The following is a 22332-nucleotide window of genomic DNA, read 5'->3' as shown; positions in this document are numbered from 1 at the left end:
GGTGTCCGAAAGGTCAGATCACCTGCTCGGAGGCGGTTCCGTCAGGACCGGATCGTCGTCGACGAAGGTGCTGCTCGCGGACCGCACCAGCTCGTCGAGGGTGAGGAAGCCGTCGCGGTCGGCGTCCAGCCGGCCGAACAACGCCTCGGCGTCGGACTCGCCGGCGTTGTACCAGCTGCCCATCAGACGGGTGTACTCCTCCTTGCCGAGCCGTCCGTCGCCATCGACGTCGGCGAGCCTGACGACGTTCTCCAGCAGTGACCGGAACACGCCGTCGAAGGCGGCGGGGTCGGCCATCACCCCGTCACCGAAGGCGGTGACGTACTCGTCCTGGCTGATCCGGCCGTCGCGGTCGGTGTCGGCGTGCTGGACGAGGACCTGCCAGTAGCGCCGGCAGGACTCGGCGAGCGCGCCCCACTCGCGCGAGTCCTCGGTCCGTCCGAACGCCTCGCCGAGCCGTCGCACGGCGTTCTCCATGTCGGACCACTCCATGTGGCCGTTGTGGTCGCGGTCCCAGTGCTGGAAACGCACCGCGAGCGCATGTGCCTGGGATTCGGTGACGGGCATGAGAGTCCTCCGTAGCCGTAGGTGACCGGCCTCCTGAACGTTCATAACCCGGCCACGACGCAAAGAACACCGGGCGTAGCCGGATGGCCACAATCGGCACATGGTCCGTCACGTCCCCGCGGTGGTACGCCGGACCTGGCGTCCAACGCGGGACGGGGCGAGCAACACGTGCCGGTGGTCTTTCCGTGAAGGCCCCCGGATCTGTTGAGACGTTCTTTGCGCCCGGCCGCCGATCGGTTGCGACGCCGATCGCTACTGTCGATCTGCGTGACGGCAGTAACGATCATCGGTGAGCCACGGTGATGTGGGGCGCTGCGCTGGTCCTCGTCCTGATGACGCCGGGCGGACCGCTGCTCGCCGCACCGGTGGGTGCCGGCCCGCCGCCGCCGGGTTCACCGCCCGGCGCGACCCTGGCCGGACCGTCGGCGGTGAGCTCACACGCGGCTCCGCGTCTGTGGGTGCTGCGTGCGGAACCCCAGAGCCCGGCGGCCCCGTACGTCGGCGTCATCGGCGATTCGACCGGCAGCCAGCTCGCCGGCGCGCTGGCCGATGAGCTGCGCCACCGTGACGTGGGCGTGGTCATCGCGACCGTGGGCGGCTGCCAGCCGACCGACGTCGTGCTCACGTTCCAGAACCTGGACTATCTCCGAAGCCACCAGAACTGCGTCTGGGAGGGGCCGGCGAAGCAGCGCGAGATGACGAGCCGGTACCGCCCGAAGGTCGTCGTCTGGTCCGACATCATGGAGTGGTCCGGCATCCAGGCCGAGGACGGCCGGACCATCACCGCGGGCACCGGCGAATGGCAGCGCAGGATCCTGGAGAGCTGGGACCGGCTGCTGGCCCGCCTCGGCGACGCCCACCTGGTCCTCGTCCTGCCGAGCTGGTGGGCCGGGGCGCCCGCGGGCCACCCTGCCGCGTTCCCCGTGGACCGGCAGCGCGTGCTGTTCCGCTCGTGGGCTCGCCGCCATGCGGACCGGGTCACGGTGGTCGACCTGACGCCGGTGGTCTGCCCCGGCGGTCCGCCGTGCCAGCAGGTGGTCGGCGGCGTACGGCTGCGCTCCGACACCGTCCACTACACGCCCGAGGGCGCGCGCCGTGCCGGCCAGAAGATCATTAACGACGTCGACGGCCTGAGAACCCTGCGCGGCCCCTCCGCCTGAACGGCATCGCCGTGGCTCGCGGCTCCGTCGCCGAGGGCCACGGGGCCGTCGCCACCCGTGGCCGGATCCTGCCATCCATCCGGTGAACCGTCCGGCGGCGTTCATCGTGCAACGCCCGACCGATTCGCTACCACCCGGGGGCAGACATGATGGGGACAGCCGACGACCGTACCGACCGAACCGACCGTTCAGGGCGCGCCGCCGCCCGTCCGCCATCCGGCGCCGGACCGGGCCGCCGCAAGGCGCCGTCCGGCGCGCGAGGGGACGAACGGTCACGGATGAGGGCAGGCCGTGCCGCGGCGGGTATCGGGGTCGCCGTACTCGCCCTCGCCGCGTGTGGGGGAAGCGGCTCCGGGGGGAGCTCCGGCACGAGCGCCGCCGCCACGCCTACGCCGACGGCGGCCGCGATCGCGGGCCACCTGACCCCGCCCGGGACGCATCTCAAGTTCGGGCAGCCGGCGACCGCGGGATGGGTCCCCACGTCGCTCGACACCGGCACGGCCGCACACAAGGCGCTCAAGCTCCAGGTCACCGTCAGGTCCGTCGAGAAGGGCACGATCGCCGACTTCAAGAACGTGCGGCTGAAGTCGGCCGAGCGGACCTCGACCCCGTACTACGTGAAGGTGCGGATCAAGGCGCTCGGCAGCACTCCGCCGTCGGGGACCAACGACGACCCGGACGTCACGATCGACGCCATCGACGACCGCGGCCAGCAGCAGAGCAACATCATCTTCCTCGGGACCTTCGCACGGTGCGACGACGCCAGGCCGCCGAAGCCCTTCGCGAACGGGAAGTCGTATGACAGTTGCCTGGCCTACCTGATGCCGGGCGGCGGCTCGATCCAGAAGGTCCAGTGGAACAGCGGGCCGTCCAAGGCCAACGAGGTCACGCCCTACTTCGACAAGCCCATCGTGTGGGCGGCGACCTGACATAAGGATCAGGCCGGGAGGGCCGCCCGGCGTCCGCGTGAACCGCCGGTGAACCTCCCGGCCGCCTCGGCGGCCGGGAGGCCCCGGAGCCGGAGATCCCCGGCCGGCTCACTCGTGCTCGGGCCGGATCAGGAGCCGCAGGGCCTGTCTCAGCTGCTCCGCGTCGCGCTGGGTGAGCGGGGCGAGAAAACGGCGTTCGGCCTCGTCACCGGCCTCGGTCGCGCGCTCGAACACCTCGCGGCCCGTCGCGGTCAGTTCGACGGCGTTGCGCCGCCGGTCCTCGCTGTGGGCCCGGCGCGTGACCAGTCCCCTGCGCTGCAGCCCGTCGAGGAGGGCGACCATCGTCGTGCGGTCGACGCCGAGCCGCCGGGCGAGTTGCAGCTGCGACGCCTGTTCGTTGGCGGCCAGCACGGTCAGCACCGCCAGATCCCTGCCGTCCACTCCGTACGGCTCCAGGGCGGCGCCGGTCAGCTCCGACAGCCGCAGCCGCGCGTGCTTGAAGAGATAGCCGAGCCGGCTGGTCAGCTCCGGGCTCGGCCCGTCCTCGTCTCCCCGGTCCCGTGCTCCGCTGGACATGCCGGGATGCTATCGCTACCGTAATCGTCAGCGTCACTGACGATCAGAGGTACTGATATCGGCACCGCCACCTGCGCGGCAGGTGCCGGCGAGGGACGGAAGGCACGGAGATGATCCTTCTCATCGGCGGTCTGGGCTTCATCGGATCGCACGTCACGCGGGCGCTGGTCGACCTGGGCCGGCCGTGCGTCCTCGCCCAGCGCCGTACCGGTGGTGTGCCGGACCTGCTCGCCGGCGAGATCGGCGGCCCGGTCTCCGTCGAGCAGGCGGACGTGACCGACCTGAAGTCGCTGCTCGCGGTCGGCGAGCGGCACGAGATCACCAGCATCGTGTACCTCGCGGGAGCGTTCGGCACGGACCCGGCCGACCCCGTCGGCGGCGTACGCGCCGGGGTCGACGGCCTGGTCAACCTGTTCGAGGCCGCCGTCGAGTGGGGGGTGCCGCGCGTCGGCCTGGCGAGCACGATCGGCGTCTACGACGTCACCGGCGACGGCCCGCTGCGCGAGGACATGCCGCTGCCGATGACCGCGGGCCACCCGATCCCGGCGGCCAAGAAGGTCGGCGAACTGATCGGCGACCACATCGGCGGCGCCGCCGGTCTCGAGGTCCTGCACTACCGCATCGGCGCGGTCTGGGGACCGCTCGGCCGGCCGGCGTCACGGTTCTTCGCCGTCCCCCAGCTGGTGCACCGTGCGGTTCGGGGGACGGTGCCGGCCCTCTCCGGTCCGGGCCCCGCGGGCGCGGCCCCTGCGGGTCCGGCCGCGTACGCCGACGACGGCATGGACACGATCTACGTGAAGGACTGCGGACGCGCGATCGCGCTGCTGCACACGGCGGAGCGGCTCGGCCACCGCACCTACAACGTCTCCGGCGGGCGCGCCACGACGTACCGGGAGTTCGCGACCGCGATCACCGGAGTCATCCCGGACGCGGAGATCGACCTTCGCGAGGGCCGCGACCCGAACGGGCTGGGCCGGGACGTCCACCTCGACATCTCCCGCCTCCGGCAGGACACCGGCTACCGGCACGCCTACGACACCGAGGCCGCCGTGCGCGACTACGTCGACTGGCTGCGGGCGGGCCACGAACGGTAGCCCCGCCCAGACCCGCGGCGCCCGCCTCGTCCAGGAGTCCCCGCGGGCCGTGTCATCTGACCGGTTCCGGCACCTGGGCAGACCCTGGCGAAAAGTAAAGCGACAGTAGATCATCGGGGATGTCCGGGCCGCTTCCACGGCTCCTACCGCCGGCATCCACCCTCCGCCGCCCGAAGCGGCAACGACGCCACACGCCCCTGGCCCGCGAAAAAGGAACTGTCATGGGTAATCCCTTCACCGGCACGCGCACCCCGCGTGCCGTGTTCAGCGGATGGACGGTGATCGGAGCGCTGCTCGCCGTAGCGGCGCTGCTGCTGTCCGCGACACCTGCCACGGCCGCGCCCGTCAGCCATCCGAAGCCGACCACGAACCCCTGGCAGATGCGGCACTGGCCGCAGACCCAGCCCTGGCAGCAGAAGCAGACCTCGCGGTCCTTCGGGCAAGGCGCGCCCAAGCCGATCGATCCGCAGAACTACGAGCTGCCGGACACGATGACCTGGGACGACTACAAGGCGATCCCGGACACGACGTGGAACGACCCGGCGCGTAAGGGGTCGATCAAGAACTTCAAGGGCGCGCTCGTCCTGGTGGACTACCCCAACGAGTCGTTCGTCGTGTCGCAGCCCAAGAACTCCACCATCTACGGCAACCCGACGTCGGTCAGCGACGTCCCGCGGGACCAGGTGCCGGGGTTCTACAAGGACTTCCTCAACACCCCGAACGCGCTCAACCGCGGGCACACGATCAATGAGTACTGGATGGAGGACTCCGGCGGGCGCTACGGCATCGACCTGGGCGACTTCGGCCCGTACCAGATGCCCGCGAAGAGCCATGAGTACGGCGTCGAGGGCAGTTTCCAGGGGACCATGGGCTGCCCGGCGGGCGACACCTGCAACCGCGACTTCCGCAAGGACGCCCGCGCGGCGTGGGTCGCGGACGTCGGCGAGGACGTCGCCGCGCAGTACGACTTCGTGTTCTTCCTCAGCGCCGGTCAGGACGAGAGCTCGACCTGGCAGGAGTTCGGGCAGATGAAGTTCAACACCCAGGACGAGGTCACCGACGCCTGGGGACCGCCGGACCCCGCGCTGCCCAACTGGAACAAGACCCGCTACGTGCCCTGGACCTCGTGGCAGGCCTCGGCCAACATCTGGCCGAACGCCGCCTCGGGCAGCTCCATCCAGGCGGAGAGCTCGGGCATGGGCACCTTCGCCCATGAGTTCAGCCACATCCTGGGCATCGGCGACAACTACAACAACCCGTACTCGATCCCGGCACGCCGCGACTACTCCGGGCCCTGGGACATGCTGAGCCGTGGCACCTTCAACGGCCCCGGCGGCCCGCACAGCCGATGGCTGATCCCCGGCACCGCGGGCAGCTCGATGGGTGCCGAGCACATGCTCCGCGAGAAGGTGAAGCTCGGCATCGTCGACCCGTCGACCGTCCTCAACCTGACCCGCGACGGCGTGGCCGGCTCCGGCGTGGTGGTGGCCAAGGTGAAGGCCCGCGAAGTGCAGGCCGGACCCGGCGAGCTGACCGGCGTCAACCTGGCGATGGGCGATGACCGCGATCCGACCTGCGACGTCTCCACCGATCCCATGTGCGACGGCGGCGGCTACAACAACTACACCGTCGAGGTCGTCGACCGGATGGGGTTCGACTCGTTCACGCCGGACAGCGGCGTGCTGCTGTCCAAGACCAAGGACCGCGACGCGGCGCCGTTCATCTGGGTCGTGGACGCCCACCCGGAGGACATCGACAAGGTGGACTTCGTGCTGCCGAACGGCACGCCGCAGAAGATGACCATCGGCGACTACCGGCAGCTGTCCGACGCGCTCTTCCACGCCGGCGCCGACTCGGGCAGCCAGTACGAGTACACCGACCAGGCCAACCGGCTCCACTTCTACGTGCTGGACATCAAGCGCGACAAGTCGGGCGTGCTGTCCTACACGGTGGCGGTCCGGTCGCTGGACGGCTCGGGCTCGCAGGCCCGAGGCGTACGGCTCTCCCCCGGCATCGGCATCGCGGCGCCCCAGCGAGGATGGGCGAAGTGCACGCTGCCGCTGACCAACACCGGTAAGGCCGGCACCGCGCCCTACGCCGACTCCGACGTCTACCGGCTGTCGGCGACCGCCTCGGGCCGTGGCTGGTCGGCCTGGCTGCCCAACGCACTCGCCACGGCGAAGGCCGGGCAGCGTACGACGGTGCAGGTCTACGCCGAGCACGCCACGGGCGGGGCCCATCTGGGCCAGGTGAAGCTGACCGCCACCTCCGAGAGCGACCCGGCGAAGAAGGCGACGACCACCTGCGCGGTCGTCGGCTGATCCGGACAGGCCGCGGCCGGCCCAGCGCCGGCCGCGGCCTTCGGGCCGGATACGCCCGGCGGAACCCCGCTGGACACCGAGGGGCCACGCCTGGTCGTGCCCGGCGACGGCAAGGGCGGCCGTTACGTCAGCGCGGTCGCGCAGATCTACGTCGGCGATGCCGACCACCTCGTCCGGAACCACTGAGCTCGACCCGTCTACGCGTCGGGCAGGAGAAGTGCCCGCATGGCCCGCGCCGCCGGTGAGAGCGAGCCCGTACGGCGCAGCAGGTAGACGTTTCGGCGCAGCGGCGGGTCCAGCGACCTGAGGATCACTCCGTACGAGCGGCACATCTCGGCCATCGGCAGTGGCAGCACCGCGACCCCGGCACCCGCGATGGCGAGGTAGGCCGCCGAACCGCGCAGCGCGACCTCGACGACCGGGGTGACCTCGATGCCGAGCCCGGCGGCGTGGAAGGCCAGGAAGTCACGGACGGTCGTGCCGACCGGCCCGGTGACCACGTCCATGCCGAGCAGCGTGCGCAGGGGCAGGTCCCCCTCCGGAACGGCGCTGCCCGGCGGAAGCACGGCGAGGAACTCCTGGTCGGTCACCAGGTCGACGGCGAGCTCTCCGCTGCCGGGTTCCTCGTCGGTCATACCGAGCTCGGCCGTCCCGCCGCGCACCGCCTCCCGGATGGTGGCGGGGGTCTCGGCGGGCACGATCCGGATCTGCACCTGCGGATGGAGGGCGCGGAACCGTCCGATCGTCTCCGCCAGCGGGTCCACCAGCAGGCCCGGCAGGGCGACCAGGTCGAGCCGGCCGATCACCACGCCCGCCACGTCGGCCACCCGGGCCCTGGCGATCTCCGTCTCCCGCACGATGCGGCGGGCGGACTCGGCGAGTACCTCGCCGGCGGCCGTGAGCCGCGCCCCACGCGGCAGGCGGTGGAACAGGGCCGCCCCGAGCTCGCGCTCCAGCGTCTTGATCGCATGGGAGAGGCCCGGCTGGGACACATGCTGCGCGGCCGCCGCGGCGGTGAAGCCACCGGCGTCGATGACGGCAAGGAAGTACTCCAGCTGGCGCCGCTCCATTCATCACCTCCCGCCGGAACCCGATGGGGATCACCGATGAACTACCCATGCCGCGGGGTGTTCGTCACCTGAGCGGCAGGGATGACCGCGCCGGTCACCACCCTGCCGCCCGCCGATCCGCGGTGACGCCGTCCTAGGACGGCGGCTTCGGGGCGGGGACGAGTTTGGGGCCGAGGTCGCGGGCGATCATCACGGCCAGTGCGCGAAATGCCTGTACCTCGGGTCGCGGGTCGTTTCTGCGTGTCGCCAGGACGCTCGCCTCCCACGGTGCGTCGACCACGGGGACGCAGCGGATGCCGGGCCAGCGGTAGAAGCGGCCCAGGGAGTAGAGCGTGGCGCCGATTCCCTGTCCGGAGGCGACGCTGTTCAACAGGTCCTGGGCGGTCCGCACCTGGTCCAGTCCGAGGGGCGGGCGCATGCCGTCGCGCGCCGTCGCGAAGTAGGCGTACTCCATGAAGCCGCGCGGAGTGGCGTCGGGGAGGCGGACGTAGTCGACCTCGAGCACGTCGGCGAGCCGGAGCTCCTCCGCGTCGGCGAGCTCGCTCGTGGCCGGGGCGATGATGACCCGGGGTTCGGCGGTGAGCACCTCCGCCGCGATGCGCTCGTCGTCGGGAGCCGGGCGTACGAAGGCGGCGTCCACCCGGTGCTCGAGCAGCGGGGTGATGTAGTCGGTGAAGCCCAGGCTCTCGATGGTGATACGGGTCTGCGGCTGGGCCTGCCGGAAGGCACGCAGGACCGCGGGGGTCAGCTCGGCCGAGCCGGGCGCCATCACCCCTACCCGTAGCGGGGCCGGGCCTTCGGTCCGGATGTCGCGAACGGCGTCGGAGGCCGCCTTGGCCGCGCCGACGATCGCGCGGGCGTGCGGGATGAGGCGTTCGCCCGCCGGTGTCAGCATGACCGGGGAGCGCTGGAGGATCGGCATCCCGATCTCGCGCTCGAGCTGGCGGATGTGACCTGTCACCGCGGGTGGTGACAGGAAGAGCCGGCTGGCCGCGCGGGCGAACTGCCCCTCCTCCACAACGGCGAGGAACGACTCCAGTTGACGGAGCTCCACACAAACAAGCTATATGACCACCAACGGTGAGAAAGTCCAGCTCAGAGGCTGTTCTGTGACGAGAATTCCGCGCCGATACGGCTGTTCGTGAAGGTGTACGGTCCCGGCGATAGAACTTCGTTATGGCCCTCCGGCAGGATCGCTAATGGTCGGCCCTCGGCCGGTCCGCGGCCTTGGTCGTGGTCCAGACGAAGGTGGCGGTACCCGCGGCTCCGCCGGCGTCGGTGGCCGTCACGGTGACCGTCCCGGTGCCCGCGTGGTGGGCCGCGCCCGAGATGATCCCGGCCCTGCTGATCGACAGGCCGGCGGGCAGGCCGGTGGCGGAGAAGGTCAGCCGCCCGCCCGCGGTGCTCCGCGCCGTCACCGGCAGCGAGACCTTGGCGCCGACGGGGCTGCTCATGCCGTACGGATTGGCGACGGTCACCGTTCCGCCACGGCTCGGCGTCCCGGCCACGTCGCTCCTGAGTGTGCTCGCGACGTTGATCGATCCGCTCAGTGGCAGATTGCGCGAGGAGTCGCCGACGAGGATCTGGTAGGTACCCGGCGTGGTCGTCCAGCCGCCGGCCGAGTCCGCCCAGTGCGCGAGGTCGCGTGCGGTCACGGTGAACCGCACGGTCTGGCTCTCGCCGGGCTGCAGCTCGACCCGCTGGAAGCCCTTCAGCTGGTGCACCGGCTCACCGGTCGAGGCGGGATCGCCGACATAGAGCTGGGCCACCTCCGCGCCGGCCCGGCTTCCCGTGTTGGTGACCGTGGCCGTCACGGTCGCGCCGCCGGACCCGAGCGCGCCGACCTGCAGGCCGCCGAAGCCGAAGTTCGTGTACGACAGGCCGTACCCGAACGGGAAGAGCGGCGTGATGTTCTTCGCGTCGTACCAGCGGTAGCCGACGTCCACGCCCTCGGAGTACTGCACCTGGTTGTTCGCGCCGGGCCACTGCGCGGTGGTGTGCGCCGGCACGTCGGCCAGACTCGCGGGGAAGGTCACCGGCAGCTTGCCGGACGGGCTGACGTCGCCGAACAGGATCGCGGCCAGCGCGTTGCCGACCTCCTGGCCCGAGTACCAGCCCTCGAGCACCCCGGCGACCTGGTTCAGCCACGGCATGGTCACCGCGGAGCCGGTGTGCAGCACCACGATCGTCTTCGGGTTGGCCGCGGCCACCGAGGAGATCAGCTGGTTCTGCTGGCCGGGCAGATCGATCGAGGTGTTGTCGGTGCCCTCGTTCTGCGGGTACGTCCCGAACACGATCGGCACGTCCACGGTTTTGGCCAGGGCGACGGCGCGGTCGATGCCCCCGGACCCGTCCGCCGCCTCGTACTGCACCGTCGCGCCCGAGCCGGCGCGGGACGTGATCCCGGTCAGCGGCGAGACCGTGCCGGAGGAGGTGACGGTGGCGCTACCGCCGCCGACGCTCGCCACCCCGGCGCCGCCGTCGGTGCCGATGACCGCGATCTTCTTCGTGGTGGAGGTGGACAGCGGCAGCACGCCGGCGTTCTTGAGCAGGACGGTGCTCTCCTCGGCGATCTGGCGGGCGGTGGTCTTGTGCGCGTCCGTCGTGACGATCGCGCCGGGCGTGCCCGTCTTGGCGTGGTCGAAAAGCCCGAAGGCGAACATCTGGGTCAGCACCCGGCTGACCATCGTGTCCAGGGTGGCCTGGCTGACCTGGCCGGACGCCACGGCCTGCCGGAGCTGGTCACCGAAGAACGCCGAGCCGGGCATCTCCATGGTCATGCCGGCGTTGGCCGCGGGGGCCGCCGAGTGCAGCGCACCCCAGTCGGAGGTGACGAACCCGCCGAAGCCCGCCTGCTGGTAGAGCGCGGTGTTGAGGATGTACGGGTGCTGGCACGCGAACGTCCCGTTGATCACGCTGTAGCCGCACATCACCGAGGCCGTGGCGCCCTGCGTGACGGCCGCCTGGAAACCGGGCAGGTAGATCTCCTGCAGCGTGTGGGTGTCGACGATCGCGTTGTCGGAAGCACCGTTGCGGTAGGTCTCCTGGTTGTAGACCGCGGCGTGCTTGGCCTGCGCCATGACGCCCTGGCTCTGCACGCCCTTGATCTGGGCGACGGCCATCTGGCTCGTCAGGTACGGGTCCTCGCTGAAGCTCTCGAAGCCGCGGCCCCAGCGCGGGTCCCGGTCGATGTTCAGTGTCGGGCCGAGCGCGACGTCCGCGCCCTTGCCCTTGAACTCACTGCCGGCCACCACGCCGTACTGCTGTTCCAGCGCCGTGTCGAAGGTCGCGGCGCCGGCCACCGGGGCGGGCAGCTGGGTGACGCCGCCGAACCCGTCGCCGACGCCACCCGGACCGTCATGGAGGCCGAGCGCGGGGACGCACAGCGACGGGATCGCGCTCGTATTGCCGATGTAGGGCGAGGAGCTGCCGTTGCCGTGCAGCATCGAGATCTTCTGGTCCTGGGTCATCTGCGCCATGAGCTGCGCGACCCGCTGTGACACCGGCGCGGTCGAGCCCACCCACGGGCAGGAGCCGTCGCCTCCGCCGCCCCCGCCGTCGCCGCCACCCACGGTGAACACCGCGAACTCCCACAGCGAGTAGCCGTACGGGGTCGCGCGTGCGGTGCCGTACATCCGCACGTAGCGGCCGGTGCCCGTGATGTTCAGGGCCTGGGCCCCGCCCGTACCCGTCGTGGTCGAGTAGATCGTGGTCCACGTCGACGCGTTGTCCGACACCTGGATCTGGAACGCGGTGGCGTACGCGGCCTCCCAGTCCAGCCGGGCCCCGCAGACCTGCTGTGACGAGCCGAGGTCCACCTGCAGCCACTGCGGGTCGCCGAAGCCCGAGGACCAGCGTGTCCCCGCGTCGCCGTCGGTGGCGGAGGTGGCCGGCGTGCCGGCGTTCTCGGCGGAGGAGGCGGTCGCCGGCCGGTGCAGGGCGGTGTCGGCGGTGCCGCAGGTCGCGGACGCCCCCGCGCCGTACACCTTGAACTCCCACAGCGAGTAGCCGTACGCGGTCGCGCGGCCGGTGCCGTACATGCGCACGTAGCGGCCGGTGCCGGTGACGTTCAGGGTCTGGGTGCCGCCGGTGCCCGCCGTCGTCGAGTAGATCGATGTCCAGGAGTTCCCGTCGGTGGAGGTCTGGACCTGGAACGCCGTCGCGTACGCGGCCTCCCACTGGAGGACCACCTGGCTGATCGCGGAGCTCGTGCCGAGGTCGACGCGTACCCACTGCGGGTCGGCGGCCGCGCTGGACCAGCGGGTGCCCGCGTCGCCGTCGGTGGCCGCCGACGCCGGGGTGCCGGCGTTCTCGGTCGACGAGGCGGTGGTCGGCCGGCCCTGGGACAGCAGGACCGGCGCGGCGTGACCGGGCGGTGCGACGGCGGCCGACGCGGCGATGAGCCCGGTGAGGGTCACCAGCACGACGATCAGCGAGCGCAGCGAGTCGAGGGTGCGTCTGGGGCGAACGCGCGGCATGAAAGCTCCTCGGCCGGTGGAGGTGCGGGGCACCGGCGAATCGAGGTGGTGGCCGGGTCCGGGCGTCGCGCGGCACGGCTTCGCGGGCGCCTGCCCGGAGGAAGGGCGAGCGTCCAGAGCCGGCACGCCGTACCGGTCCTGCCACACCTGGCGGGGTGTGAGGCGGGGGGCGGGCGGAGGGCGGAGGGACACTCTCGGCACTGAGAGCGCTCTCAGACAGAGTGACGCCCGTCACAGCCCCTGTCAAGAACGTCCTGACTTGGCAACCTTGACAAAGTCTTGCAAAAGCTGGATAAGTACTTGCAAAATCCGAACAGTCCGATCGGAGTCATGGTGAGAAGACATCTGTTCGCAACCGTCGCCGTCATCGGGGCGCTGATCGGAGGGTTGCTGGGCGCCACACCCGCGACCGCCGCGCCACGGCCGTGGAAGAACGCGGCCCTGGCTCCGGTGGACCGGGCGAACGCGCTGCTCGCGCAGATGACCCTGGCGGAGAAGATCACCATGATGCACCAGGGCGCGGCATGCGACTACGGCGCCTGCGTCGACGGCAACACCCGCCTCGGCATCCCCCAGCTGCGGCTGCAGGACGGCCCGGCCGGCGTCGCCGACGGCGCGACCGGTGTCACGCAGCTGCCCGCGCCGGTGGCCGGCGCGGCGACCTGGGACACCGACCTGATGGGCGAGTACGGCAAGGTCATCGGCGCCGAGGAGTGGGGCAAGGGCGCGAACACCGTGCTCGGCCCGACGATCAACATCGACCGCGACCCGCGCTGGGGACGGTCGTTCGAGTCGCTGAGCGAGGACCCGTACCTCGCCGCCCAGCTCGGCGCCTCCGAGATCCAGGGGATCCAGAGTCAGGGCCCGATGGCGCAGGTGAAGCACTACGCCGTCTACAACCAGGAGACCTACCGCAACACCGCACAGGACAACGCCGTCGTCACCGACCGCACCGAGCGCGAGATCTACCTGCCCGCCTTCGAGGCCGCCGTCAAGCAGGGCAAGGCCGACTCGGTCATGTGCTCGTACGCGTCGGTCAACGGCACCTTCGCCTGCGAGAACGGCCTGCTGCAGAACACGATCCTCAAACAGCAGTGGGGTTTCTCCGGGTTCATCACCTCCGACTGGGGCGGCACCCACTCCACGGTGGCCTCGGTTGACAACGGCCTGGACCAGGAGATGACGGGCAGCACGTACTTCGGCGACGCCCTCACGGCCGCGGTGAACAGCGGGCAGGTCTCCCAGGCGACCATCGACGACCACGTACGCCGGATCCTCACCTCGATGTTCACGCGCGGCCTGTTCGACTCCCCGCCGACCGGCACGATGGGCGCGACCGTCACCTCCGCGGCGCACGTCTCGACCGCGACCAAGGTCGCCGAAGAGGGCAGCGTGCTGCTGAAGAACGCCGGGACCCTGCCGCTCGGATCCTCGGCGTCCTCGGTCGCGGTGATCGGCGACGACGCCGGGGCGAACGCGATGACCGCCGGCGGCGGCAGCGCCCACGTGAACCCCTCGACGCTGGCATCCGTCGTCACGCCCTACCAGGGCATCAAGGCACGGGCGGGCGGCACCGTCACGTACGCCCAGGGCGTGGCCTCGCCGAACGGTCAGATCGTCGACTCCTCCTACCTGACCCCCGCATCGGGCTCCGGCAGCGGGCTGACCGGCCAGTACTACGACAACACCGGCCTGTCGGGTACCCCGGTCGTCACGAGGACCGACCCGAACGTCAACTTCCTGTGGGGCGGCCAGCCCCCGATGTCCGGCATGCCGGGGAACGGCTGGTCGGCGAAGTGGACGGGCACGCTCAAGCCACCGACCACCGGCACGTACCAGTTCGCCCTCACCAGCGACGACGGCAGCCGGCTGTTCATCAACGGCCAGCAGGTGATCGGCAACTGGGCGAACCAGCCGCCGACGACCAAGACCGCGAGCGTCTCGCTCACCGCCGGGCAGCCGGTCAGCATCGAGGTCGACTACTTCCAGGACGGCGGCGGCAGCCAGGTCGGCCTCGGCTGGCAGATCCCGAACCAGAACCTGCACGACCAGGCCGTCGCCGCGGCCCGCGCCGCGCAGGTCGCGGTGGTCTTCGTCTCGAACGGCGAGGGCGAGGGGGGCGACCTCGGCAACATCGACCTGTCCGGTGACCAGAACAAACTCGTCAGCGACGTGGCCGCAGCGAACCCGAACACCGTGGTCGTGGTCAACAGCGGCTCGGCGGTCACGATGCCCTGGGCGAACGCGGTGAAGGGCATCGTCGAGAACTGGTACCCGGGACAGGTCGACGGGACCGCCATCGCGGCACTGTTGTACGGCGACGTCGGGTTCTCCGGGAAGCTCCCGGTCACCTTCCCGCAGAGCCTGGCCGACGTGCCCGCGAGCTCGGCGGCGCAGTGGCCCGGCCAGAACGGGACCGTGCAGTACTCCGAAGGTCTCGATGTCGGCTACCGCTGGTACGACGCGAAGAACAAGACGCCGATGTTCCCGTTCGGCTACGGGCTTTCGTACACGACCTTCGGCTACAAGAACCTGACCGTGGGGACGCCGGACTCCTCCGGCAACGTCGCGGTGGGCTTCGACGTCACCAACACCGGGTCGCGCGCCGGGACCGAGGTCGCCCAGGTCTACGTCGGCCAGCCGTCCTCGGCCGGCGAGCCGCCCAAGAACCTGCGCGGCTTCTCCCGGGTCACGCTCGACCCCGGCCAGACCAAGCACGCGACGGTGACGCTGGACGCCCGCAGCTTCCAGTACTGGGGCGGCAGCGGGTGGACGACGGCGAGCGGCACGAACCAGATCTTCGTCGGCGCGTCCTCCCGCGACATCCGCCTCACCGGCCAGGTCGGCTCGTCGCCGCCCGCGAACCAGGTGGTCAGCCTGCGGGCGCGCGTCAACGGCCAGTACGTGACGGCGGACGACGCCGGCGCCTCCCCGCTGATCGCCAATCGCGGGGCGATCGGGGCCTGGGAGCAGTTCGACCAGGTCGACCAGGGCGGCGCGATCGCGCTCCGCTCACACGCCAACAACCAGTACGTCACGGCCGGATCGGCACCGCTGATCGCCGACGCGACCAGTGCCGGCGCGGCGCAGACCTTCGACGTCGTGCACAACTCCGACGGCAGCGTCAGCCTGCGGGCGCACGCGAACAACCAGTACGTGACGGCGGAGAACGCCGGGGCCGCCGCACTCGTCGCGAACCGCGGCGCGATCGGCCCGTGGGAAGAGTTCGACCTCATCAACGACTGAGAGGGACAGACGTGAGCATTTCACGACGGAGGTTCATGACCTCCGCGATGGCCGGCTCGGTCCTCGCAGCGACGTCCTCGCCGCTGATATCGGCACTGACGAACCCGGCGAGCGCGGCGAGCCCGGCCGGCGACGTCGTCGGCAAGATCACCGTGGGCTACCAGGGCTGGTTCGCCTGTGCCGGTGACGGCTCGCCGATCAACGCCTGGTGGCACTGGAGCCAGGACTGGAGCCGGCCGCCCTCTCCGACCAACAACGGCACCCTCAGGGCCTGGCCGGACATGCGCGAGTACGCCCACGGGTACCAGACGGCTTACCCGAACCTGAACAACGGGCAGCCCGCCACGCTGTTCTCCTCCTATGACCAGCAGACCGTCGACACGCACTTCGGCTGGATGCGGGACAACGGCTGCGACACGGCCGCGCTGCAGCGCTTCAACCCGACCGGCGGCGAAGGCCCGACCCGTGACGCCATGGCGGCCAAGGTGCGCGGCGCCGCCGAGTCGACCGGCCGCAAGTTCTACATCATGTACGACGTCAGCGGCTGGGCGAACATGCAGCCGGAGATCAAGTCCGACTGGACGTCGAAGATGTCGGCGCACACCTCGTCACCGGCGTACGCCCGGCAGAACGGCAAGCCGGTGGTGTGCATCTGGGGCTTCGGCTACAACGACGACAACCATCCGTTCAGCGCCGCCGCGTGCCTGGACGTCATCAACTGGTTCAAGGGACAGGGCTGCTACGTCATCGGCGGGGTGCCGCGCGAGTGGCGTACCGGGACCGGTGGCTCGCGCCCCGGGTTCGGCGACGTGTACCACGCGCTCAACATGATCTCGCCGTGGATGGTGGGCGCCATCAGCGACGCGGCCGGGTCCGACGCGATCTACCAGGACATCAACGTCCCCGACCAGGCGGACTGCAACGCCCACGGCATCGACTACCAGCCCTGCGTGCTGCCCGGTGACGTCTCGGGCCGCCAGCGCAGACACGGCGACTTCATGTGGCGGCAGTTCTACAACATGGTCCGGGTCGGCGCGCAGGGCATCTACATCTCGATGTTCGACGAGTACAACGAGGGCAACCAGATCGCCAAGACCGCCGAGAACGCCGGCATGGTGCCCGCCGGCTCCGGCCTGCTGGCACTGGACGAGGACGGCACACCCTGCTCCTCGGACTACTACCTGCGGCTGACGGCCGACGGCGGCCGGATGCTCAAGGGCCAGATCGCCCTGACGCCGAACCGGCCGACGCAGCCCGTCGTCGGTGGTGGCAACGGGAACGGCGACCTGGCGGCGGGCAGGGCGACGGCGGAGAGCAGCCACACGCAGAACTACGCGTCGGCGAACGTCGTGGACGGCGACGCGGGCAGCTACTGGGAGAGCGCCAACAACGCCTTCCCGCAGTGGGTGCAGGTGGACCTGGGCTCGGCGGCGAGCATCGGCCGCGTGGTGCTGAAGCTGCCCTCCTCGTGGGGCGCGCGCGGGCAGACCCTCGCGGTGCAGGGCAGCACCAACGGCTCGTCGTTCAGCAATCTCAGCGGACCAGCCGCCCGTACGTTCGACCCGGCGTCGGGCAACGCGGTGACGGTCACCTTCTCCCCCACGACCGCCCGCTACGTCCGGGTCACGGTCACGGCGAACACCGGCTGGCCCGCAGGCCAGCTCTCCGGAATGGAGGTCTACGCGACCTGACGCCCGGTCGCCTTTTCGCAATTATCACACCGGTGCGTCTCGGCCAAAAGGCTGAGTCGCACCGGTGAATACCGGCCCTCGGATCGAGGCGCAGTCCCCTGATGTCGGAAATGATGATCAACAAGAAGAGAGGACATCAGTAAGCAACGAATATGGAGGAGATTTCGGTGCGACGCTTCGCGTATTGCGCTGTGGTGACAGGGACCGCCATGACGGCATTGACCGGCTGCGGCGGCGAACACACCGGCGATGACAAGGCCTCCCCCACCTCGGCCTCGTCGCCCGCCGGCGCCTCACCGCTCGCCGCCGCGTACACGAACACGGTCAATTCCGGGTCCGCCGGTCTCTCGCTGACGGGGGAGGTGACCGGCGGCACGACGAGCACCAAGGTCACCGGAGAGGGAAAGATCTCCTTCAAACCGCCGGCTTCGTCCCTGACGTTCTCCAGTAAGGGAAAGTCGACGGAGATCCGCGCGATCGGTGATTCCGCCTATCTCCGCACGAGCGCCGGGAGCTGGCACAAAGTAGAGGGCGACCAGATGACGGGGGGCATCACACGGGACAGCTCACCTACGGCCGGCCTGTCCTTCCTCAACAGCGTCACGCGGACGACACCGATCGGCGCCGCCACGATCAGAGGCGGCCAGGCCCAGGGGTACCGGGCGGCGGTCGACCTGAACAAGGTCGCCGCCGGGCAACGGTCGCCGGCCGAACAGCAGGTCTTCCGATCGCTGATCAAGGAGACCGGCTCCAGCACGCTCTCGGTCGATATCTGGCTGGACGCACAGAAACGCGTCGCCCGTGAGAAGTACAGCGTCACCTTCCCCACGGGCAAGACGCCGACCACGACGACCAGCACGCTGGACCTCTACGACTACGGGACAAAGGTCAGCATCACCCCGCCGCCCGACTCGGCGGTCAAGACCACCGACACCCCCAGCCCCGGCTGATCCGCGGCCGAACGGCCGGCGGCCCCCGGACTCGCCGTGAGTCCGGGGGCCGCTCTATGGGTGCTCGCCGCGCTCAGACGCGCGAGGCGGCGTACTTCTCCTCGTTCGGCATCATGATCCACAAAACGATGTAGACCACGAACTGCGGTCCGGGAAGCAGGCAGGACAGGACCGCCAGCAGCCGTACGGTCCCCGCGCCGAGCCCGTAGCGGCGGGCGAGACCTGCGCACACGCCAGCGATCATCCGGCCCTGGCGCGGACGGTAAAGACCGTTCATGTCACGTCCTCCTTGCATCGGCTACCTCCTACGTTAGGTAACGTCCGGGAGCCGGCACATCACCCGCCGGCACGGTTCTCGTGTCCTCCTGGGGACTGACCTCCGGCCGCCGGCGCGGCACCCGGCGGGACAACGCCCAGCCCAGAGCACTCATCGGTGTCCTCCGCCAGCACTACCGCACCGTCAGCGGGCCAGCGCGATGCGGAGGAACCGCTCGGAGACCGGACTGAGCCTGCGCGCCCGCGACGCTCCGATCGCGATCTCGTACGTCACCGGGTCCGGCCGTACCGGCAGGAAACGCAGGTCGCCGGCGTTCGCGGTGATCGGCTCCGGGACGAACGCGACGCCGAGCCTCAGCCGTACGAGGTCCAGGACGGTTGACATGTCGTTCATCTCGAATGTGATGTGACGCTGCTGGATGCCGGCCGCCGAGAACGCGCGGTCCACGGCGCTGCGGACGCCCCAGCCGAGCGGGAAGTCGATGAACGACTCGTCGGTGATCTCGACGAGGCCGACGTGGGATGCGCCGGCGAGACGGTGGCCGGGAGCGCAGGCCAGGACCACCTGCTCGCTGACCAGCGGATACAGGTTGATGCCCGGCAGTGAGCCGACAGAGATCACCACGGCGAGGTCCATGCTGCCCTCGCGCAGCCGCTCGGCATGGCTGCTGGAGCCGTGTGCCCCCGGCGCGATGAGCTTGATCTCCACCAGGGGGTACCGCTCGTGGAACGCGGCCAGCGACTCCCGTACGTCGCCGGGCGTCAGGCCGAACAGGATCCCGAGTTCGAGGGTGCCGCGCAGCCCGGTGCGCGCCCCCTCGACGGCCTGCCGTGCCTCGCGCACCGCCGTCAGCACCCGCCTGGCCTCGGGTGCCAGGGCACGTCCCGCGTCGGTCAGGTCGACGCGCTGTGTCGTGCGGTCGAACAGCGGTGTCCCCAGCTCCCGCTCCAAGGACCGCACCGAGGTCGAGACCCCCGACTGCACGGTGTGCAGGCGCTCGGCCGCCTTGGTGAAGCTCCGCTCCTCGGCCACCGCCAGGAACACCTCGAGCTTTCGCGTGTCCATGGACCATTATCGGCGATCGAGATGGAGCCATCCAAGTTCGATGTTGGACATCGATGGACGGGAGTGCCGAACATCGAGGGAGGAGCGGCCGAAAACGGGAGAGCGTTGTCCACCACACTTCTGCGCAACGGGCACATCATCAGCCTCGATGACACCATCGACGACCTTCCGCGCGGTGACGTGCTCATCGACGGCGACACCATCGTGGCCGTCGGCACCGACCTGGACGTGTGCGGTCCCGGCCGTACCACGGTCATCGACGCCGCCGGCAAGATCGTCATCCCCGGCCTGGTCGACTCGCATCGGCATGTCTGGCAGAGCGCGATCGGCGGCAGGCGGTCACCGGGCGGGCACCTCGACCTCGCCCTGGCGAGGCTGCGCGACGGCTACGCGCCCGAAGACGTGTACGCGGGGGTGCTCTGGGGCGCGCTGCAGGCGATCGACGCCGGGATCACGATGGTCGCCGACTGGTCCCCCATCGGCACGACGCCCGCCCACGCCGACGAGAACGTCCGCGCCCTGGAGGACTCCGGGATCCGCGGGTTGTTCCTGTACGGCCCGCCGATCGGCCGGAACGTCATGAAGTGGTTCGTGGAGAGCACGGAGCGGCATCCCCCCGACGTGGAACGGATGCGGGCCGAACGGCTGTCCGACGACACGGCGCGGGTCACGATGGGGCTGGCGCTGCGCGGCCCGGAGTTCTCCACCCCCGAGGTCACCGAGCACGACTTCCACCTGGCGCGGGACCTGGCGCTGCCGATCAGCATCCACTCCGGGCTCCCGGCGTACCTGGCGAGGTACCGCACGATCGAGACCCTCGACGAGCGCGGCCTGCTCGGCCCGGACGTGCACCACACCCACGGGGTGCGGTTCTCCGGCGGCGACCTGGACCGGATCGCCGCCACCGGCGGGTCCGTCACCCCGTGCCCGATCGTCGACATGTCCATGGCGATGAGCACCTATCCCGTCACCGGCCGGGCCGTGGCGCACGGCCTCCTGCCCGCCCTCGCGACCGACACACCGACCGGCACCGGCCCCGACCTGTTCGGGGAGATGCGGATCGCGCTGACGGCCGAGCGCGCACGGGCGAACGCGGCCGCTCGCGGACGCGCCGACCCCGACGAGCCGGTCGAGCTCGGCCAGCGTGACGTCCTGCGGTTCTGCACCGTCGCCGGCGCGGCGGCGTGGCACCTGAGCGACCGGATCGGCACGATCACTCCGGGCAAGCGCGCCGACCTGGTTCTCATCGATCCGGCACAGCCGCAGCTGTGCCCGCTGAACGACGCGGCCGGCACCCTCGTGCTCAACGCGAGCGCGGCCGACGTCGACACGGTCATCGTCGACGGAAGGATCCTCAAACGGGACGGCCGTCTCACCGGCCCGGCCGCCGCACGGGTGCACCGCCTCATCGAGACGTCCCGGCGGCGTCTCCTCGCCCGCGCCGACCTCTCCGGCGTCGTCGACGACACCCGGGCCGGCTGATCCTGCCTCAGCCACGGGCGCGGCCGGCCGTGCGGAACTCCTGCGGGCTGAGTCCGTACGCCGCGCGGAAGACCCGGCTGAAATGGGCGGCGCAGGGCAGGCCCCATCGCGTGGCGATGGCGTGGATCGGCCGGTCGTCCATCGAAGGGTCGGCGAGGTCGCGTCGGCAGCGTTCCAGCCGGCGGAGGCGGATCCATTCGGCGACGGTGCGGCCCTGCGGTTCGAAGAGACGGTGCAGGGTGCGCGCGGAGACGTGGTGGGCCACGGCGACGGAGGCCGGTGTCAGGCCGGGGTCGCCGAGCCGCCGCTCGATGAAGGTCTGGACCTGCAGAAAGAGCACCCGCTGCCGGGACTCGGCCGGAAGCGTCTCGGCGGCCTCGAGCTCGTGCGCGAGGGCGGCGCCGATGAGGTCGGTCAGCGTCGCGGACACACGCGCGGCGTCCGACGGCCGGTAGCCGTCGATGTCACGGGCGAGCTGGGTGGTGAAGGCACCCAGGAGGGCGCCCACTCCGCTGCGGGCGCACAGGCGCGCGCCGCAGAGCCGGTCGACGGAGGCCCCCGGCAAAGGGAGGGCCTCGCGGGGGAAGACGATGCTGAGCAGCCGGCCGTGCCCTGACACGTACGACCCGTCGTAGGGGCGCGAGGTGTCGATCAGGGTCATCTCGCCGGCGGTGAGCTCGACCTGGCGGTCGCCGTGCGTCAGCACGGCGGACCCCTGCTCGTACATGACCAGGCCGTAGTTGCCGGGATCACCGCGGCGGATCAGACCGGGAGTACGCCGCAGGCCGTGGCGGCCGGGGGTACGCCCGGTCAGCCGCCTGAGTGTGATGGGCCCGAGCCTGTCGGCCTCCAGATGTGCCGAGAAGCTCGCGCTCGGGTCTCCGTAGATCTCCACCGGCATCAGGTCGTGCAGCAGGGCTTCCCGGAAGTAGGCCAGCCGGTCGGCGGCGGGGACCCGGTCGGTGGACAGCGATACGTGCTCTGAAGGTGAAGTGTCGCGACGCAAGACCGTCGACCCCCCAAGTCGCATTCCCAACGTCATGAATCAGGACGTTCTCGGATGGGTCTGGGACGTCACCATGGCCGGATCCGGACTGGTATTCGACAAACCCTGACTCGGCGGAGTCATATGTGCGTCCGGGCCGCGCGGACGGGGGTTCGAACGACGCGCTAGAGCAGAGCCCAGCGGCGTACGCGGGCCGGCCCCGCGGCGGACTGGGGGCGACGCGGTGGCACAGGCGTTCCCTGGCCTTCTTCGGCTGGGTCGCTGTTCATCGGTCCTGGCCCTTCTTCGCGTCCGGTCGAGCGGGGTGGTTCGCTTGCCCTGACGTTACGAACATGGCCCCACCAGCGGAATCCCCCGGGGGCCCGGCCGCGGTCAGCGGTGCCGGGTACGCGTCGAGCGGATGGGCGACGAAATCCGGCC

General features: G+C 70.7%; 16 protein-coding genes. 8 read left to right on the top strand and 8 right to left on the bottom strand.

Going from position 1 to position 22332, the window contains the following annotated elements; genetic code table 11:
* Positions 1 to 18 precede the first annotated feature (18 nt).
* Entirely contained in the window at positions 19 to 567 is a 549-nt protein-coding gene (locus FB559_RS30265; protein WP_185792462.1) for an EF-hand domain-containing protein, read from the bottom strand.
* A gap of 302 nt (positions 568 to 869) precedes the next feature.
* Here FB559_RS30265 and FB559_RS30260 point away from each other — a divergent pair, with 302 nt between their 5' ends.
* Together FB559_RS30260 and FB559_RS30255 are read left to right on the top strand one after the other, a co-directional pair.
* Complete coding sequence (locus tag FB559_RS30260) at positions 870 to 1727, top strand: SGNH hydrolase domain-containing protein (protein WP_141959974.1); 858 nt, start codon at positions 870 to 872, stop codon at positions 1725 to 1727.
* 278 nt (positions 1728 to 2005) lie between these two features.
* A complete protein-coding gene (locus FB559_RS30255) occupies positions 2006 to 2656 on the top strand; it encodes a hypothetical protein (RefSeq protein ID WP_141959970.1) in 651 nt (216 codons plus the stop codon).
* Positions 2657 to 2764: 108 nt separating this feature from the next.
* On the opposite strand, the gene FB559_RS30250 is transcribed toward FB559_RS30255, so the two are convergent.
* On the bottom strand, positions 2765 to 3232 hold the full coding sequence (locus tag FB559_RS30250; protein WP_141959968.1) for a MarR family winged helix-turn-helix transcriptional regulator: 468 nt from the start codon (positions 3230 to 3232) through the stop codon (positions 2765 to 2767).
* 110 nt (positions 3233 to 3342) lie between these two features.
* Here FB559_RS30250 and FB559_RS30245 point away from each other — a divergent pair, with 110 nt between their 5' ends.
* Both FB559_RS30245 and FB559_RS30240 read left to right on the top strand, forming a co-directional pair.
* Positions 3343 to 4326: an NAD-dependent epimerase/dehydratase family protein gene (locus FB559_RS30245; protein WP_141959966.1), complete on the top strand. Its 984-nt coding sequence runs from the start codon at positions 3343 to 3345 to the stop codon at positions 4324 to 4326.
* 221 nt (positions 4327 to 4547) lie between these two features.
* Complete coding sequence (locus FB559_RS30240) at positions 4548 to 6647, top strand: M6 family metalloprotease domain-containing protein (RefSeq protein WP_141959964.1); 2100 nt, start codon at positions 4548 to 4550, stop codon at positions 6645 to 6647.
* Positions 6648 to 6844: 197 nt separating this feature from the next.
* On the opposite strand, the gene FB559_RS30235 is transcribed toward FB559_RS30240, so the two are convergent.
* The 3 genes from FB559_RS30235 to FB559_RS30225 all read right to left on the bottom strand — a co-directional run bounded on the left by FB559_RS30235 (position 6845) and on the right by FB559_RS30225 (position 12195).
* Positions 6845 to 7717 carry a LysR family transcriptional regulator gene (locus tag FB559_RS30235; RefSeq protein ID WP_141959962.1) on the bottom strand — a complete coding sequence of 291 codons (873 nt, stop codon included), beginning with the start codon at positions 7715 to 7717 and terminating at the stop codon, positions 6845 to 6847.
* A gap of 133 nt (positions 7718 to 7850) precedes the next feature.
* Positions 7851 to 8771 carry a LysR family transcriptional regulator gene (locus tag FB559_RS30230; RefSeq protein WP_141959960.1) on the bottom strand — a complete coding sequence of 307 codons (921 nt, stop codon included), beginning with the start codon at positions 8769 to 8771 and terminating at the stop codon, positions 7851 to 7853.
* 142 nt (positions 8772 to 8913) lie between these two features.
* A complete protein-coding gene (locus FB559_RS30225; RefSeq protein ID WP_141959958.1) occupies positions 8914 to 12195 on the bottom strand; it encodes a glycoside hydrolase family 3 C-terminal domain-containing protein in 3282 nt (1093 codons plus the stop codon).
* A gap of 330 nt (positions 12196 to 12525) precedes the next feature.
* Between FB559_RS30225 and FB559_RS30220 the strand changes: the two genes are divergently transcribed.
* The 3 genes from FB559_RS30220 (at position 12526) to FB559_RS30210 (ending at position 18082) form a co-directional block, all read left to right on the top strand.
* Entirely contained in the window at positions 12526 to 15441 is a 2916-nt protein-coding gene (locus tag FB559_RS30220; RefSeq protein ID WP_141959957.1) for a glycoside hydrolase family 3 C-terminal domain-containing protein, read from the top strand.
* Between the two features lie 35 nt (positions 15442 to 15476).
* Entirely contained in the window at positions 15477 to 17132 is a 1656-nt protein-coding gene (locus FB559_RS30215) for a glycoside hydrolase family 99 protein (protein WP_221640242.1), read from the top strand.
* A 152-nt stretch (positions 17133 to 17284) separates the two neighbouring features.
* The gene (locus tag FB559_RS30210; RefSeq protein ID WP_483902903.1) at positions 17285 to 18082 is read left to right on the top strand and encodes an SCO4651 family lipoprotein; all 798 of its coding nucleotides are present in this window, start codon (positions 17285 to 17287) and stop codon (positions 18080 to 18082) included.
* Between the two features lie 73 nt (positions 18083 to 18155).
* Here FB559_RS30210 and FB559_RS30205 read toward each other — a convergent pair whose 3' ends face one another.
* Together FB559_RS30205 and FB559_RS30200 are read right to left on the bottom strand one after the other, a co-directional pair.
* The gene (locus FB559_RS30205; RefSeq protein ID WP_141959951.1) at positions 18156 to 18359 is read right to left on the bottom strand and encodes a PspC domain-containing protein; all 204 of its coding nucleotides are present in this window, start codon (positions 18357 to 18359) and stop codon (positions 18156 to 18158) included.
* Between the two features lie 183 nt (positions 18360 to 18542).
* Complete coding sequence (locus tag FB559_RS30200) at positions 18543 to 19424, bottom strand: LysR family transcriptional regulator (RefSeq protein WP_141959949.1); 882 nt, start codon at positions 19422 to 19424, stop codon at positions 18543 to 18545.
* 105 nt (positions 19425 to 19529) lie between these two features.
* On the opposite strand from FB559_RS30200, the gene FB559_RS30195 reads away from it, so the two are divergent.
* Positions 19530 to 20906, top strand: coding sequence for an amidohydrolase family protein (locus FB559_RS30195; protein ID WP_185792461.1), 1377 nt, complete (start codon positions 19530 to 19532; stop codon positions 20904 to 20906).
* Positions 20907 to 20913: 7 nt separating this feature from the next.
* Here FB559_RS30195 and FB559_RS30190 read toward each other — a convergent pair whose 3' ends face one another.
* Positions 20914 to 21912 (bottom strand): AraC-like ligand-binding domain-containing protein, encoded by a 999-nt coding sequence (locus tag FB559_RS30190; RefSeq protein ID WP_185792460.1) that lies wholly within the window; start codon positions 21910 to 21912, stop codon positions 20914 to 20916.
* Positions 21913 to 22332 lie beyond the last annotated feature (420 nt).

It is taken from the genome of Actinoallomurus bryophytorum, from assembly GCF_006716425.1.
Classification (GTDB): Bacteria; Actinomycetota; Actinomycetes; order Streptosporangiales; family Streptosporangiaceae; genus Actinoallomurus; species Actinoallomurus bryophytorum.
Note: the sequence above shows the minus strand (reverse complement) of the source record. Positions and strands in the feature narration are given on the sequence as shown.

Coding starts and splice junctions, on each gene's coding strand:
- FB559_RS30265 (WP_185792462.1), bottom strand. CDS start 567: ATGCCCGTCACCGAATCCCAGGCACATGCGCTCGCGGTGCGTTTCCAG.
- FB559_RS30260 (WP_141959974.1), top strand. CDS start 870: ATGTGGGGCGCTGCGCTGGTCCTCGTCCTGATGACGCCGGGCGGACCG.
- FB559_RS30255 (WP_141959970.1), top strand. CDS start 2,006: ATGAGGGCAGGCCGTGCCGCGGCGGGTATCGGGGTCGCCGTACTCGCC.
- FB559_RS30250 (WP_141959968.1), bottom strand. CDS start 3,232: ATGTCCAGCGGAGCACGGGACCGGGGAGACGAGGACGGGCCGAGCCCG.
- FB559_RS30245 (WP_141959966.1), top strand. CDS start 3,343: ATGATCCTTCTCATCGGCGGTCTGGGCTTCATCGGATCGCACGTCACG.
- FB559_RS30240 (WP_141959964.1), top strand. CDS start 4,548: ATGGGTAATCCCTTCACCGGCACGCGCACCCCGCGTGCCGTGTTCAGC.
- FB559_RS30235 (WP_141959962.1), bottom strand. CDS start 7,717: ATGGAGCGGCGCCAGCTGGAGTACTTCCTTGCCGTCATCGACGCCGGT.
- FB559_RS30225 (WP_141959958.1), bottom strand. CDS start 12,195: ATGCCGCGCGTTCGCCCCAGACGCACCCTCGACTCGCTGCGCTCGCTG.
- FB559_RS30220 (WP_141959957.1), top strand. CDS start 12,526: ATGGTGAGAAGACATCTGTTCGCAACCGTCGCCGTCATCGGGGCGCTG.
- FB559_RS30215 (WP_221640242.1), top strand. CDS start 15,477: ATGACCTCCGCGATGGCCGGCTCGGTCCTCGCAGCGACGTCCTCGCCG.
- FB559_RS30210 (WP_483902903.1), top strand. CDS start 17,285: ATGGAGGAGATTTCGGTGCGACGCTTCGCGTATTGCGCTGTGGTGACA.
- FB559_RS30205 (WP_141959951.1), bottom strand. CDS start 18,359: ATGAACGGTCTTTACCGTCCGCGCCAGGGCCGGATGATCGCTGGCGTG.
- FB559_RS30200 (WP_141959949.1), bottom strand. CDS start 19,424: ATGGACACGCGAAAGCTCGAGGTGTTCCTGGCGGTGGCCGAGGAGCGG.